This window comes from Mucilaginibacter sp. 3215 (assembly GCF_050433785.1).
Classification (GTDB): Bacteria; Bacteroidota; Bacteroidia; order Sphingobacteriales; family Sphingobacteriaceae; genus Mucilaginibacter.
Genome location: NZ_JBNPWO010000010.1, coordinates 26,125 through 42,075, shown reverse-complemented (window position 1 = coordinate 42,075; position 15,951 = coordinate 26,125). Strand labels below are relative to the sequence as shown.

At 41.4% G+C, this 15,951-nt stretch carries 12 protein-coding genes and 5 tRNA genes; all 17 read right to left on the bottom strand.

All coding sequences use genetic code 11. The annotated features are described in order from the left end of the window. Positions 1-65: 65 nt before the first annotated feature. Positions 66-4,355, bottom strand: coding sequence for a DNA-directed RNA polymerase subunit beta' (gene rpoC, locus ABIC84_RS16865; protein ID WP_429264308.1), 4,290 nt, complete (start codon positions 4,353-4,355; stop codon positions 66-68). A 112-nt stretch (positions 4,356-4,467) separates the two neighbouring features. Then, positions 4,468-8,271, bottom strand: coding sequence for a DNA-directed RNA polymerase subunit beta (rpoB, locus tag ABIC84_RS16860; RefSeq protein WP_426585118.1), 3,804 nt, complete (start codon positions 8,269-8,271; stop codon positions 4,468-4,470). Between the two features lie 193 nt (positions 8,272-8,464). Next, the gene (rplL, locus tag ABIC84_RS16855; RefSeq protein WP_022833154.1) at positions 8,465-8,848 is read right to left on the bottom strand and encodes a 50S ribosomal protein L7/L12; all 384 of its coding nucleotides are present in this window, start codon (positions 8,846-8,848) and stop codon (positions 8,465-8,467) included. Between the two features lie 64 nt (positions 8,849-8,912). Continuing rightward, positions 8,913-9,431, bottom strand: a complete 519-nt coding sequence (gene rplJ / locus ABIC84_RS16850) for a 50S ribosomal protein L10 (protein WP_090528670.1) — start codon at positions 9,429-9,431, stop codon at positions 8,913-8,915. Between the two features lie 2 nt (positions 9,432-9,433). Then, positions 9,434-10,132 (bottom strand): 50S ribosomal protein L1, encoded by a 699-nt coding sequence (gene rplA, locus ABIC84_RS16845; protein WP_090528673.1) that lies wholly within the window; start codon positions 10,130-10,132, stop codon positions 9,434-9,436. 28 nt (positions 10,133-10,160) lie between these two features. After that, the gene (gene rplK, locus ABIC84_RS16840) at positions 10,161-10,601 is read right to left on the bottom strand and encodes a 50S ribosomal protein L11 (RefSeq protein ID WP_090528676.1); all 441 of its coding nucleotides are present in this window, start codon (positions 10,599-10,601) and stop codon (positions 10,161-10,163) included. A 195-nt stretch (positions 10,602-10,796) separates the two neighbouring features. Next, complete coding sequence (gene nusG, locus ABIC84_RS16835; RefSeq protein WP_090528679.1) at positions 10,797-11,339, bottom strand: transcription termination/antitermination protein NusG; 543 nt, start codon at positions 11,337-11,339, stop codon at positions 10,797-10,799. A gap of 17 nt (positions 11,340-11,356) precedes the next feature. Continuing rightward, entirely contained in the window at positions 11,357-11,551 is a 195-nt protein-coding gene (secE, locus tag ABIC84_RS16830) for a preprotein translocase subunit SecE (RefSeq protein WP_090529653.1), read from the bottom strand. Between the two features lie 18 nt (positions 11,552-11,569). Further along, a tRNA-Trp gene (locus ABIC84_RS16825) sits at positions 11,570-11,640 on the bottom strand. An 83-nt stretch (positions 11,641-11,723) separates the two neighbouring features. Continuing rightward, positions 11,724-12,911: an elongation factor Tu gene (gene tuf, locus ABIC84_RS16820; protein ID WP_090528682.1), complete on the bottom strand. Its 1,188-nt coding sequence runs from the start codon at positions 12,909-12,911 to the stop codon at positions 11,724-11,726. A gap of 58 nt (positions 12,912-12,969) precedes the next feature. Continuing rightward, positions 12,970-13,041 (bottom strand) — tRNA-Thr (locus tag ABIC84_RS16815). Positions 13,042-13,137: 96 nt separating this feature from the next. Further along, positions 13,138-13,210 (bottom strand) — tRNA-Gly (locus tag ABIC84_RS16810). 144 nt (positions 13,211-13,354) lie between these two features. After that, positions 13,355-13,435, bottom strand: a tRNA-Tyr gene (locus ABIC84_RS16805). A 65-nt stretch (positions 13,436-13,500) separates the two neighbouring features. Beyond that, positions 13,501-13,573: transfer RNA gene (locus ABIC84_RS16800), tRNA-Thr, on the bottom strand. A 241-nt stretch (positions 13,574-13,814) separates the two neighbouring features. Next, entirely contained in the window at positions 13,815-14,162 is a 348-nt protein-coding gene (gene hpf / locus ABIC84_RS16795; RefSeq protein ID WP_091166593.1) for a ribosome hibernation-promoting factor, HPF/YfiA family, read from the bottom strand. 12 nt (positions 14,163-14,174) lie between these two features. Continuing rightward, complete coding sequence (locus ABIC84_RS16790; RefSeq protein ID WP_429264307.1) at positions 14,175-15,086, bottom strand: tyrosine-type recombinase/integrase; 912 nt, start codon at positions 15,084-15,086, stop codon at positions 14,175-14,177. 91 nt (positions 15,087-15,177) lie between these two features. Continuing rightward, a complete protein-coding gene (rpsU, locus tag ABIC84_RS16785; protein WP_090528691.1) occupies positions 15,178-15,369 on the bottom strand; it encodes a 30S ribosomal protein S21 in 192 nt (63 codons plus the stop codon). Positions 15,370-15,951: the final 582 nt, after the last annotated feature.

The following is a 15,951-nucleotide window of genomic DNA, read 5'->3' as shown; positions in this document are numbered from 1 at the left end:
AAAAAGACAAAAAAAAAGCCTCCCGGAAACCGGGAGGCTCAATAAAATATTCAAACCGCTGAAAATTAAGCTTCCAGCTCTTCTGCTTTTGAAGCCATCAGGCGGTCAAACTCTTCCTGTGAACCTACACGGATATTTTCGTATTCGCGTAAACCGGTACCTGAAGGTATTAAGTGACCTACGATAACGTTTTCTTTCAGGCCAAGCATATTGTCTTTTTTACCTGCGATAGCTGCTTCATTCAGTACTTTGGTAGTTTCCTGGAACGATGCCGCTGAGATAAACGACTTGGTGCCTAACGATGCCCTGGTGATACCTTGCAGTATCGGGCTCGATGTTGCAGGAATAGCGTCACGCACTTCAACCAGTTTAAGGTCGCGGCGTTTCAATACTGAGTTTTCATCGCGTAAGCGACGTAATGAAACTATCTGACCAGATTTCAGTGTAGTTGAATCACCCGGATCCGTAACCACTTTCTTGTCATAAATTTCATCGTTCTCGGTCATGAAATCCCATCCATCAACAGCTTCGCGCTCTAAGAAACGGGTATCACCCGCATCCTCGATAGATACTTTCTGCATCATCTGGTGAACAATAACCTCAAAGTGCTTATCGTTAATTTTCACACCCTGCAAACGGTAAACTTCCTGGATACCGTTAACAAGATATTCCTGTACGGCAGCAGGGCCTTTAATAGCCAGGATATCTGCAGGAGATATTGAACCGTCGGATAATGGCATACCAGCTTTAATAAAGTCATTATCCTGTACAAGGATGTGTTTTGAAAGCGGTACAAGGTATTTTTTAACCTGCCCGTCTTTCGACTCGATGGTGATTTCGCGGTTACCGCGTTTCACGCCACCTAAAGTTACCACACCGTCAATTTCAGTTACTACAGCAGGGTTTGAAGGGTTACGCGCTTCAAATAACTCGGTTACACGTGGTAAACCACCTGTAATATCTCGCGTTTTACCGGTTGAACGAGGGATTTTAGCAATAACCTGACCGGTTTGTAACCTATCGCCTTCATCAACAGCGATGTGTGCACCTACCGGGATGTTATACCCTTTAATGATGTTACCTTTTGTATCAGCAATCTGGATAGCCGGGTTTTTAGTTTTATCCCTGGTATCGATGATCACTTTTTCGCGGTGACCGGTTTGCTCGTCACTTTCTTCCCGGAAAGTGATGCCTTCCAATACAGCATCAAACTGAGCAATACCCGCAAATTCAGAGATAATTACCGCGTTGTACGGATCCCATGAACAGATACGGTCGCCTTTGGTAATCTTGCTGCCATCTTTTACATACAGGTATGAACCGTATGGAATATTATTAGTAACAATTACTTTATTGCTTCCTGCTTCGATAATACGGAACTCGCCCGAACGGCCTAATACCACATCAACAGCGCCGTCTTCGGCAGTTTCATAAGTAACGGTACGTACGTTCTCAAACTCGATGATACCATCAAACTTAGCGTTGATCTGAGATTCAGCAGCGATGTTTGACGCGGTACCACCCACGTGGAATGTACGAAGTGTTAACTGTGTACCCGGCTCACCGATTGACTGTGCAGCAATTACACCAACAGCCTCGCCTTTTTGCACGCGTTTACCGCTTGCAAGGTTACGGCCGTAGCACAATGCACATACACCACGTTTGCTTTCGCAGGTTAATACCGAACGGATCTCGATACCTTCTAACGGAGAATTCTCGATTTTTTTGGCAACCTCTTCGGTAATGTCCTGACCGGCTACCGCTAACAGTTCGTTAGTGATTGGGTCATGAACATCATGCAAAGTGGTACGACCTAAAATACGATCATATAATGGCTCAACAATGTCCTCGTTATCTTTCAGTGCAGTTGTGTAGATACCTCTTAAAGTACCGCAATCAACCTCACCAACAATCATATCCTGGGCAACGTCATGCAACCTACGTGTTAAGTAACCAGCATCCGCTGTTTTTAACGCCGTATCCGCCAAACCTTTACGGGCACCGTGGGTAGAGATGAAGTACTCCAATACCGACAAACCTTCTTTAAAGTTTGAAAGGATCGGGTTTTCGATGATCTCACCACCTGAACCTGATTTTTGAGGCTTAGCCATCAAACCACGCATACCTGCAAGCTGACGGATCTGCTCTTTAGAACCACGGGCACCTGAGTCAAGCATCATGTAAACAGAGTTGAAGCCCTGGTTATCGTTGCTCAGGATGTCCATCACGTTAGCAGTTAAGCGGTTGTTGATACGTGTCCAGATATCGATGATCTGGTTGTAGCGCTCGTTGTTGGTAATGAAACCCATGTTATAGTTGTTCATCACCTCATCAACCTGTTTAGAAGCAGTATCAATCAAAGTAACTTTTTCTGCAGGGATATTGATATCCTTCAGGTTAAATGATAAACCACCTTGGAACGCCATTTTAAATCCTAATTCCTTAATATCGTCAAGGAACTGGGCGGCACGCGCCATACCGGTGATTTTTACCACTTCACCAATGATATCACGAAGTGATTTTTTGGTAAGCAGCTCATTAATATATCCCACTTCTACAGGAACATGCTGGTTAAACAACACGCGGCCTACAGTAGTATCGATAATTTTGTTTACGATTTTGCCATCGCGCTCTTTAACTAAAGCTTTAACTTTAATGAACGCATGCAGATCAAGTTTTTTCTCGTTATAAGCGATAATTACTTCTTCTGCAGAGTAAAAAGTTAAGCCCTGGCCTTTAACCACGCGTGTTTCATCAGTTTTACGGCCTTTGGTTATGTAGTACAAACCAAGCACCATGTCCTGAGATGGTACAGTGATAGGCGTACCGTTAGCAGGGTTAAGGATGTTATGCGAAGCAAGCATCAGGATTTGGGCTTCCAAAATTGCCGCGTTACCAAGTGGTACGTGAACGGCCATCTGGTCACCGTCAAAATCCGCGTTGAATGCCGTACAGGTTAATGGGTGCAATTGGATCGCTTTACCTTCAACCAGTTTTGGCTGGAACGACTGGATACCCAACCTGTGCAGTGTAGGCGCACGGTTTAGTAATACAGGGTGTCCCTTCAATACGTTTTCCAAAATGTCCCAAACTAATGGGTCTTTACGGTCAACAATTTTTTTAGCAGATTTTACTGTTTTAACCACACCACGCTCAATCATTTTACGGATGATAAATGGTTTAAACAGCTCGGCAGCCATATCTTTTGGTAAACCGCATTCGTGTAATTTAAGGTTAGGACCTACAACAATTACCGAACGGGCAGAGTAATCCACACGTTTACCCAATAAGTTTTGACGGAAACGGCCTTGTTTACCTTTCAGGATATCTGAAAGTGATTTCAAAGCACGGTTACCTTCAGTTTTTACCGCGTTAACTTTACGTGAGTTATCAAATAACGAATCCACAGCTTCCTGTAGCATACGTTTTTCGTTACGTAAAATTACCTCTGGTGCTTTAATCTCAATCAAACGTTTTAAACGGTTGTTACGGATAATTACACGACGGTAAAGGTCATTTAAATCTGAAGTAGCGAAACGGCCACCTTCCAGCGGTACTAACGGACGCAACTCAGGCGGGATAACCGGAACAATCTTAACGATCATCCACTCAGGGTTATTCTCGATCCTGGTTTTTGCATCACGGAAAGCTTCAACAACCTGTAAGCGTTTTAAGGCTTCGTTTTTACGTTGCTGAGAAGTTTCGTTTGCTGCCTGGTGACGCAGGCTGAATGATAATTCATCAAGGTCAAGGCGTTTTAATAACTCTTCCAGAGCTTCAGCACCCATTTTGGCAACAAATTTCTGAGGATCTTTGTCGTCAAGGTACTGGTTTTCTTTTGGAAGGGTATCTAATACGTCAAGGTATTCTTCTTCAGTAAGGAAATCCATTTTATTGATTCCATCTGCCTCTTTAATACCTGGCTGTATCACTACGTAACGCTCGTAGTATATAATAAGGTCGAGCCTTTTGGTAGGCAAACCTAATAGATAGCCAATTTTGTTTGGTAATGAGCGGAAGTACCAGATGTGCGCAACAGGCACCACCAGGTTGATGTGGCCCATACGCTCACGACGTACTTTCTTTTCGGTTACTTCAACACCGCAACGGTCACACACGATCCCTTTGTAACGTATACGTTTGTATTTACCGCAATGGCACTCATAATCCTTAACCGGGCCAAAAATACGCTCGCAAAACAAACCATCACGCTCAGGTTTGTAAGTACGATAGTTAATGGTTTCCGGCTTTAAAACTTCACCGCTTGAACGCTCAAGGATAGACTCGGGAGAGGCTAAACTGATGGTAATGGTGGTAAAGTTACTTTTGATTTTATTATCCTTTTTGTAAGACATAGTCTACTTTGATTTTTTAAAGGTAATTTTTAGGCGAAAGGAAAGAGGTGAAAGGTAAAAGGCTTTGGAAGTTTCCTCCTAACCTTTCACCTTTAGCCTTTAAGCTTTAACCTTATTCTAATGTGATATCCAAACCTAAGCCGCGTAACTCGTGAACCAATACGTTGAATGATTCAGGAACTGATGGCGTTGGCAGGTTTTCACCTTTAACAATAGCCTCATATGTTTTGGCACGGCCGATAACATCATCCGACTTAACGGTCAATATCTCCTGCAGAATGTTTGATGCACCAAATGCTTCCAGTGCCCAAACCTCCATCTCACCAAAACGCTGACCACCGAATTGTGCTTTACCACCTAATGGTTGTTGAGTGATCAATGAGTACGGTCCGATTGAACGGGCGTGCATCTTATCATCAACCATGTGACCTAATTTCAGCATGTAGATAATACCTACAGTAGTTTGCTGATCAAAACGGTCACCTGTTAAACCATTGTATAGGTAAGTACGGCCTGATTCAGGTAAGTTGGCTTTCTTGATCCACTCTTCCACTTCTTCGTGGCTTGCACCGTCGAAGATAGGAGTAGCGAATTTAACACCAAGCTCTTTACCGGCCCAGCCTAATACGGTTTCGTAGATCTGGCCCAGGTTCATACGTGAAGGTACACCCAACGGGTTCAACACAATATCAACCGGTGTTCCGTCTTCAAGGAAAGGCATGTCCTCGTCACGTACAATACGTGCAACAATACCTTTGTTACCGTGACGGCCTGCCATTTTATCACCCACTTTAAGCTTACGCTTTTTAGCGATGTAAACTTTAGCCATTTGCACGATACCTGATGGAAGCTCATCACCCACGCTGATAGCGAATTTATCACGACGGTAAGCACCCAGCTCTTCATTGTACTTAATGTTGAAGTTATGAAGAAGGATCTTGATCTGATCGTTTTTATCGTCATCAGTAGTCCACTTAGTTGGGTTAATGTTATCGTAATTAAGCTCAACTAATATTTTCTGGGTGAATTTAACACCTTTAGGAACCTGTAACTCTTTGTAAACGTTATAAACGCCTTGCGAAGTTTTACCGTTAACGATCTCAAATAACTTTTCGATCAAAGTATTTTTCAGATCTTTTACAGCTTTATCATGCTTGTTATCCAATTTTTCCAACTGTGCTTTTTCTTCAGCTTTTGAAGTTTTCTTAGCACGAGAGAACAATTTGGTATCAATAACAACACCGGCAATTGACGGCGGGGTTTTCAATGAAGCATCTTTAACGTCGCCGGCTTTATCACCGAAGATAGCGCGCAACAGTTTTTCTTCCGGTGATGGGTCTGATTCACCTTTAGGGGTGATCTTACCGATCAGGATGTCGCCTTCTTTAACCTCGGCACCTACACGGATGATACCGTCTTCGTCAAGGTCTTTAGTAGCTTCCTCTGATACGTTAGGGATATCTGGTGTTAACTCTTCCTCACCGCGTTTGGTATCACGAACTTCAAGCTCAAACTCTTCAACGTGGATTGAAGTAAAGATATCCTGTGATACAACACGCTCAGAGATCACGATCGCATCCTCAAAGTTATATCCCTGCCAAGGCATGAACGCTACTTTAAGGTTACGGCCTAATGCAAGCTCGCCATTTTGGGTAGCGTAACCTTCGCAAAGTACTTCACCTTTTTCAACCCTCTGGCCTTTTTTAACAATAGGCTTCAAGTTCATGGTGGTGCTTTGGTTGGTTTTCTTAAACTTGGTTAAGCGGTAGCTTTTGCTATCTCCTTCAAACGAGATCAAACGATCAAGTTCGTTACGGTCATATTTAATACGGATTTCGTTAGCGTCAACGTACTCAACCACACCATCGCCTTCGGCGTTGATCAGGGTACGGGAGTCTTTTGCCACACGGCCTTCCAAACCGGTACCAACAATCGGCGCTTCCGGGCGTAACAATGGTACGGCCTGGCGTTGCATATTTGAACCCATCAATGCACGGTTAGCGTCATCATGCTCTAAGAACGGGATAAGCGAAGCCGCGATTGAAGTGATCTGGTTTGGAGCAATGTCCATCAAATCCAGACGCTCTGGCTCGATAACCGGGAAGTCACCCTCGAAACGTGCTTTTACACGTGGCAATTCAAACTCACCTTTGTCATCATACACAGCGTTTGCCTGGCCGATGGTTTTACCGTCTTCATCCTCAGCAGATAAGTAGATAACCGGCTCATCAACCATAACTTTACCGTCAACTACACGTTTGTACGGAGTTTCGATAAAGCCTAAGTTGTTGATCTTAGCGTGTACGCAAAGTGATGAAATCAAACCAATGTTCGGACCTTCGGGAGTTTCGATAGTACACAACCTACCGTAGTGGGTATAGTGAACGTCACGAACCTCGAAGCCTGCACGCTCACGTGACAGACCGCCGGGGCCTAAGGCTGACAGACGACGCTTGTGCGTGATCTCTGCCAGTGGATTAGTTTGGTCCATGAACTGTGATAACTGGTTTGTTCCGAAGAACGAGTTGATCACAGATGACAATGTACGTGCGTTGATCAGGTCGGTTGGTGTGAACACCTCGTTGTCACGAATGTTCATACGCTCACGAATGGTACGGGCCATACGTGCCAAACCTACGCCAAACTGAGCATAAAGCTGCTCACCAACGGTACGCACACGACGGTTTGACAAGTGATCGATATCATCCACCTCAGCTTTTGAGTTGATTAATTTGATCAGATATTTAACAATCGCGATGATATCCTGCTTGGTTAAAACTTTAGTTTCTTCCGAAGTGTTCAGTTTCAATTTACGGTTGATGCGGTACCGGCCCACATCACCCAGGTCATATCTTTTATCTGAAAAGAATAAACGATCGATGATACCACGAGCTGTTTCTTCATCAGGTGGTTCAGCGTTACGTAACTGGCGGTAGATGTGCTCAACCGCTTCCTTCTCAGAGTTGGAAGTATCTTTCTGTAAGGTATTGTATATAATAGTATAATCACCGCTGGTTGAAGCATCTTCCTTGTTAAGGATGATGGTTTTAACACCAGAGTCGATGATCATATCAATATGGTCGTCTTCCAGTAAGGTTTCACGCTCAAGGATGATTTCATTACGGGGGATAGAAACTACCTCACCGGTATCTTCATCCACAAAGTCTTCGATCCAGGTTTTAAGTACCCTTGCAGCAAGCTTACGGCCAATATATTTTTTAAGGCCTGATTTGCTTACTTTAACCTCGTCGGCCAGTTCAAACAGCTCTAATATATCTTTATCAGAGTCATAACCAATGGCACGAAGTAACGTAGTAACCGGGAATTTCTTTTTACGGTCAATGTAAGCATACATCACGTTGTTAACGTCTGTAGCAAACTCAATCCACGAACCTTTGAAAGGAATAACACGGGCCGAGTATAATTTTGTACCGTTGGTGTGGCGGCTCTGACCAAAGAACACACCTGGCGAACGGTGTAACTGTGATACAATTACACGCTCGGCACCATTAATAACAAATGTACCTTTTGGCGTCATGTATGGGATAGTACCCAGGTACACGTCCTGTACAATTGTTTCAAAATCTTCGTGCTCCTCATCATTACATGACAGGCGAAGCTTGGCTTTTAATGGTACGCTGTAAGTTAATCCGCGTTCGATACACTCTTGTATATCATAACGGGGCGGATCAATAAAGTAGTCAAGAAACTCCAGGACAAAGATGTTTCTTGAATCTGAAATAGGAAAGTTTTCGGCAAACACTTTAAACAGCCCTTCTTTGTAACGGTTGTCGGAAGTGGTTTCCAATTGAAAAAATTCCTGGAAAGATTGTAACTGAACATCCAGAAAATCAGGGTAATCAAGTACCTTTCTGCTGGTTGCAAAGTTTACTCTTTGATTATTATTGTTTGCCAAGGTATTTAAATTTTAGTTATTAATTTTTGTAGATGTGAGACTTGAGACATGAGATCTGAGATATGAAATAGCGATTCGAAAAATCTCAAATCTCATATCTAATATCTCACATCTAATTCAAAACCTTTATAAACAGCAATAGACCCCGACCGTTTATGGTCGGAGTCTTGATGCTATATTTCAGTAGGTTAAATTACTTAACCTCAACTACTGCTCCGGCTTCTTCTAATTGTTTTTTCAAAGATTCAGCTTCTTCTTTAGTTACACCAGTTTTAAGTTCTTTTGGTGCACCGTCAACAAGATCTTTAGCTTCTTTCAAACCAAGGCCAGTTAAGTCTTTTACTAATTTAACAACTGCTAATTTAGCGCCACCAGCTTCTTTCAGGATAACGTCAAATGCAGTTTGCTCAGCAGCAGCTGGAGCAGCATCGCCACCGTCAGCAGCAGGAGCAGCAACTGCTACAGCAGCAGCAGCAGGCTCAATACCATACTCATCTTTTAATATTTGAGCTAATTCGTTTACTTCTTTTACTGTTAAGTTTACCAACTGTTCAGCAAACGCTTTTAAATCCGCCATTTTATTTAAATTTTTACTTTTAATGCTTTTTGTTTGTTATTGTCGAACTTTTGTGAGGCGTTCGTTAACCTCTTTCTTGTAATGTTTTTACAAGGCCTGCAATTGTAGTTCCGCCTGATTGTAGTGCAGAAAGTACGTTTTTGGCAGGTGATTGTAGTAAGCCAACTATCTCGCCGATCAGTTGTTCTTTTGATTTCAGTTTGGTTAAAGTATCTAACTGGTTATCACCGATAAATACCGCTGAATCAATATAAGCTGCTTTTAAAATTGGTTTTTCACCTGTTTTCCTTAATTGTTTGATCAACTTTGCCGGAGCAGTTGCTGATTTTGAGAAAAGAATTGATGATGAACCTTTTAATACATCATATATCGGGCTGAAATCACCGCCTGCAGCTTCCATAGCTTTTTTAATCAAGCTATTTTTTGTTACCTGCATCGTAATGTCGTTTTCGAAACATTTACGGCGGATGTTGTTGATCTTGGCTACAGTTAAATCAGAGGTATCAGTGATATAAAAATTACCATACTCTTTGATTTGCTCAGTTAGGGCTACAACAAGGTCGTATTTTTCTTCTTTATTCATGATTAGATCCCCGCTACTGATTTAGTTTCAACTGTAATTCCAGGCGACATAGTTGAAGAGATATGAATACTCTTGAAATATGTTCCTTTTGCTGCAGAAGGTTTCAATTTAGAGATTGTTTGCAATACTTCTAATGCATTCTCATAAATCTTATCTGCAGAGAAAGATGCTTTTCCTATTGAAGTGTGGATGATACCGGTTTTGTCAACCTTGAAATCGATTTTACCACCTTTTACCTCAGTTACAGCTTTACCAACTTCTGGGGTAACTGTACCTGATTTAGGGTTTGGCATAAGGTTACGCGGGCCTAAAATACGACCTAAACGACCTACCTTCGCCATAACACTTGGCATAGTAATGATAATATCAACATCAGTCCATCCGCCTTCAATCTTGGCAATATAATCATCCAAACCTACGTAATCTGCACCTGCGTCTTTAGCTTCTTGTTCCTTATCAGGAGTACAAAGAACTAATACACGTACAGTTTTACCGGTTCCATGAGGTAATGTTGCGATACCACGTACCATTTGATTGGCTTTACGCGGATCAACACCTAAACGAACGTCTATATCAACTGATGAATCAAATTTAGTAAGGGTTAATTCCTTTACCAATGCAGATGCATCCTGTAATGTGTACGATTTGTTTGCCTCAATTTTGGAGAGTGCCACTTTTTGATTTTTTGTTAATCTTGCCACTGTCTTTAAACTGATTTGTATAAATTAATTAATTCCAGGGAGCTGTACCTGATACGGTAATTCCCATGCTGCGGGCAGTACCTGCCACCATTTTCATGGCCGATTCAACTGTGAATGCATTCAAGTCAACCATTTTATCTTTTGCTATAGTCTCAACCTGCTCCCAGTTAACACTGGCAACTTTTTTACGGTTAGGCTCAGCAGAACCACTCTTTAAACCGGTAGCTTCCAATAACTGGATAGCAACGGGAGGGGTTTTGATGATAAATTCAAATGATTTGTCCACATAAACAGTAATCAAAACAGGCAATACTTTTCCAGCTTTGTCCTGGGTGCGTGCATTAAATTGTTTGCAAAACTCCATGATGTTCACACCTTTTGCACCCAATGCAGGGCCAATTGGTGGTGATGGGTTTGCGGCGCCGCCTTTAACTTGCAGCTTAACCATTGCACCGATCTCTTTTGCCATTTTAATTTACTTTAATTATAAACTCAATGTTAGTAAGTGGAAGCTAAGTAACATTTAAGATTTTTGTGAGTGGTTGATTTTGTGAGTAGTGAGTAGTTTTCTCACTTACACTTTGCAAACGCTCTGTTTATTTTGTTGTTGGCTTGTTGTATGCAATTAACTATTCACTAATCAACTGCTCACTATTCACCAAACTTATTCTTTCTCTACCTGCATGTAATTCAATTCAAGCGGCGTACGGCGCCCGAATATCTTTACCATTACCTTCAGTTTCTTTTTCTCCTCGTTAACTTCTTCAATAACCCCGCTGAAACCGTTGAAAGGCCCGTCCATAACTTTAACTGCCTCACCAACATAGTAAGGTACATTCATGGTTTCGCCCTGTGTGCTCATCTCGTCAACCTTACCTAAAATACGGTTAACTTCTGACTGGCGAAGCGGTATAGCGTTTCCGGCTTTATCGCCCAGAAAACCTATAACGCTGTTTATATTTTTAATAATGTGTTCGGTTTCGCCATCTAAAACAGCTTCCATAAGCACATAGCCGGGAAAGTAGTTACGCTCTTTCGCGATCTTCTTTCCATCACGCATCTGGTAATACTTCTCCGTAGGTATTAATACCTGTGGTACCAAATGACTAATGCCCAAACGGCTAATTTCGGCATCTATGTATTGTTTAACTTTCTTTTCCTTACCACTAATAGCCCTAACTACATACCATTTCAATTGATCACTCATCTCCGTCTCCCCTGATATTATGTTAGTGATGTGTAAAACAGTTTAAGCAAATAATTAATGATCTGGTCCATACCTAAGATAACCAGCGCAATAATTATAGCGGCAACCAATACCAAAACAGCGCTGCTTTGAAGCTCGCGCCATGTAGGCCAGGTAACCTTTTCGGTTAACTCGATGTATGACTCTTTAATATATTCAGCTACGCCTGCCATTTTTATATTGTGCTTAAGCACGGGAACAAGGATTCGAACCCTGATCAAAGGTTTTGGAGACCTCTATTCTACCGTTGAACTATTCCCGTGTGTTATTTATAATAAGAAAACATAAGTTTGCCGTTGAAGGCTAAACTTATGTTTTCAAATTAACCTTTTTATTGAAATATTATTATTTCAAGATTTCAGTTACCTGACCAGCACCTACTGTTCTGCCACCTTCACGGATAGCGAAACGTAAGCCTTTTTCCATCGCGATAGCGTTGATCAACTTTACAGTGATTGTAACGTTATCACCTGGCATAACCATTTCTACACCTGGTTCTAATGAAATCTCACCAGTAACGTCAGTGGTACGGAAATAGAATTGCGGGCGGTATTTGTTGAAGAATGGAGTGTGACGGCCACCTTCTGCTTTTGATAATACGTAAACTTCTGCTTTGAAATCGGTGTGAGGAGTTACTGAACCTGGTTTGCAGATAACCATACCACGACGAATATCAGTTTTCTCAATACCACGTAACAATAAACCTACGTTGTCACCAGCTTCACCACGGTCAAGGATTTTGCGGAACATCTCAACACCAGTTACGGTTGATTTCAAGTTCTCAGCACCCATACCCAGGATATCAACAGGCTCACCAGAGTTGATTACACCACGCTCAATACGACCGGTAGCAACAGTACCACGACCAGTGATTGAGAACACGTCTTCAACAGGCATCAGGAAAGGAAGATCTGTCAAACGTGGAGGGATTGGGATGTAGCTATCTACAGCATCCATCAACTCCATGATTTTACCAACCCAGGTAGGATCGCCGTTAAGGCCACCTAATGCAGAACCCTGGATAACTGGAATATCATCACCTGGGAATTCGTAGAATGATAATAATTCACGAACTTCCATTTCTACTAACTCTAATAATTCCGGATCATCAACCATGTCAACTTTGTTCATGAAAACAACAAGTGCAGGTACACCTACCTGACGAGCTAACAGGATGTGCTCACGTGTTTGTGGCATCGGACCGTCAGTTGCAGCAACAACGATGATTGCACCGTCCATTTGAGCAGCACCTGTAACCATGTTTTTCACATAATCCGCGTGACCTGGACAGTCAACGTGTGCATAGTGACGGTTAGCTGTTGAATATTCAACGTGGGCTGTATTGATGGTGATACCACGTTCTTTTTCTTCAGGAGCCGAGTCAATTGAATCAAATGAACGAGCTTCTGATAAACCTGCATCAGCCAAAACTTTAGTGATAGCTGCGGTAAGGGTTGTTTTACCGTGGTCAACGTGACCGATTGTACCGATGTTTAAGTGCGGCTTACTGCGGTCAAACTTTTCTTTTGCCATGATCTATAAATTATTTTTGTAGGTTAATTTTAACTTTAATGTATGTTTTATAACACTGAGCCAACAATGGGATTTGAACCCATGACCTCTTCCTTACCAAGGAAGTGCTCTACCCCTGAGCTACGTCGGCTTATTTTTTGTTCATTGGTTCACTCGTTTATTAGTTCATTGGTCTTTGCAGCTGCCACTAATGAACAAGTGAACTAACCGACTAATGAACCAACCGAGCGGAAGACGAGGTTCGAACTCGCGACCTATAGCTTGGAAGGCTATCGCTCTACCAACTGAGCTACTTCCGCCTATTCAGTTTTCGGTTTGCAGTTTTCAATTAGCAGCTCAACCGCCCATGACACCCATTCCTCAAACCCTTTTAATCAAGTCAGCAGTTTACAATCCCGTTAACTTTATGCTAACCGCGAATTACAAACTGCTTACTTAATAAGTGGGGGGAGAAGGATTCGAACCTTCGTAGCCGAAGCAACGGATTTACAGTCCGTCCCATTTGACCGCTCTGGTATCCCCCCAGTAGTTGTTTCCGGATTTGCGATATCCAAAATTGAAGCTAAATACCTCAATCCGAAAAAAACTGAGCCTCCTATCGGGATCGAACCAATGACCTACTGATTACAAGTCAGTTGCTCTACCAGCTGAGCTAAGGAGGCTTATATTTATCTTGCCTTTCTATTACCTAAACCTAAAGTGGCTTTCGATAACGGAGCGCAAAAGTAATAAGCTTTTTGATATTTTAAAGAACTATTTTAACTTTTTTTCGAGGCGTTAAATACCTCCCCGAAAGGGACTGCAAATCTACAAAAAATAACGCCACGTCAAAATTTTTTATCAAAAAAAATCGGCAGGCTAAAAACCTGCCGATTTAGGCTTAAAACAAGCCTTTTTATAATATTAAAAACCCTCCTCAACTGCCGTTAAAACAGCTTTTTTTGCTGTAGCATCAGCAAGGGCTTTCTTTTGTTTATGCTTTTCAATTTGCTTCCTCAGGCTTTCAACCGCCAGGTCGGTAGCTTCCTCAAAACTCTTACATTTCTCTTTTGCAAATATCTGATTTCCGGGCAGCAATAATTTGATCTCCGTTATCTTATTACATTCATCTTCCACATTCTCAAGCTTTAAGTAAACTTCACCGCTAATAATATGGTCATAAAACGTATCAAGCTTATCAGCTTTTTTCTGAATAAAATCTAAAAGTTTCTTGTCTGCGGTGAAATGAATTGACTGCACTGTAATTTTCATGTTTCCTCCTTTTTAAGCCTTTGGATGGGCGAGTTTATAAATAGATTTTAGTCGTTCAACTGAATTGTGAGTGTAAATTTGGGTTGCGCTCAGGTTAGCGTGCCCCAAAAGCTCTTTAATTGAATTTAAATCGGCCCCGTTATTTAACATTGTGGTTGCAAAGGTGTGCCTGAGCACATGTGGGCTCCGTTTATTTTGGGTTGATATGTTAGATAGGTATTTTTGCACTATTAAATAAATCAATTTCGGATAAGCATCGGCTCCTTTATTTGTAACGATTAATGTGAAGGAATTGTTATCAAAATTTTGATTTTTCTTTGCCTCCAGATATTCGGGCAGCAGGGCCTTCAACTCATTATTAATAGGAATAATGCGCTCTTTGTTACGCTTACCCAGTACCTTTACCACTCCCCCCTCAAAGCTAATGTCCTGTTGCTTAATACCTAACAGTTCGGCAAGGCGGATACCTGTACCAAATAAAAGCTCAATAACAAGCTTATCGCGCAGGCCTTGAAAATCATTTGTAAAAATGTCATCACTATCTAACATTTTTGTGAGGCGCGTATCTTCAACCACTACGGGCAACGTTTTAGCAACTTTTTGCGACCGCACCCTCGATACCGGGTTTGTTTCAACAACACCTTCCTGCAATAAAAATTTAAAGTATTTGCGCAATGTGGCCATTTTGCGGTTAACAGAACGACCGGTAAGTTTTTGATCAATAAGCTCAACCATCCAGTTACGGATGTCGTGGTAGCTTACCTGCGATGGATGGGTAATAACCGGCTCAGGTGCGGGATCGGCACCGCCGGGATTGTTTAAAAAGCGCATAAACTGATCCAGATCAGACTGATATGCGGAAACAGTATGCACTGAATACCGCTTTTCGTACTTGATGTACTGGATAAAACGCTCTAAAAACATAAAAAACTATTTATACATCCGGGATTATGAATGTACAAATAGTTTTAATATAGTGTCAAGAAATTAATTAATTCTTTTCAACAAAAAAGAATTAAACAGTTTCCTGGTTTAAAGTCTGTTTGTAGATAGCATGTTTAACAACATGACGACGGGTTACAGATTTTTTTTCAAAAGCCTGACGACTGCGTAGTTCTCTTAAAACACCTGTTTTTTCGAATTTCTTTTTGAAGCGTTTCAATGCTTTGTCTAATGATTCGCCGTCTTTTACGTTAATAATGATCATAATTCCTAAAATACCTCCTTTCAAGGGAGGGCAAAGATAACCACAATGTTTTGAATATCAAATAGAGAGCGGGAATTATTTTTTAATTTGAAGATTACAACGATTGAAGTATGATTGCACCGATGGTATGATGAATTAAAGTACTATATCTTTTAATATAAAAACTACTTATCTAACTTTCTTAACAAACTTTACCCTCACATTCTTTTAATAGGACATTTGTAATAAATATATTGTAATATCAATCTAAATAGAATGAATTTCAACGACTACTTTCTTCATGACGCAACAGTTTTAAAGGTTATCGAATATCCAGAAACTCAAACATTCGACTTTCATATTAACTACCCTATAAATTGGGAAGAGAATATTTTTGAACCTAAGATTATAAGATTTAACAATGTTACTTTGTACCACCGCAATGAGATAAGATTTAATGGTCTTCCCACTATACTTAAAGTTGACATTATAAACGAGCATAAAATAGCGTTGATCACCAATTCAGGTGAAAGAATAATTGAATTTGAAACCTGGGTATTGATATAGATAAATCCTCCATAAACAACAAAGGCCGCCAATGGC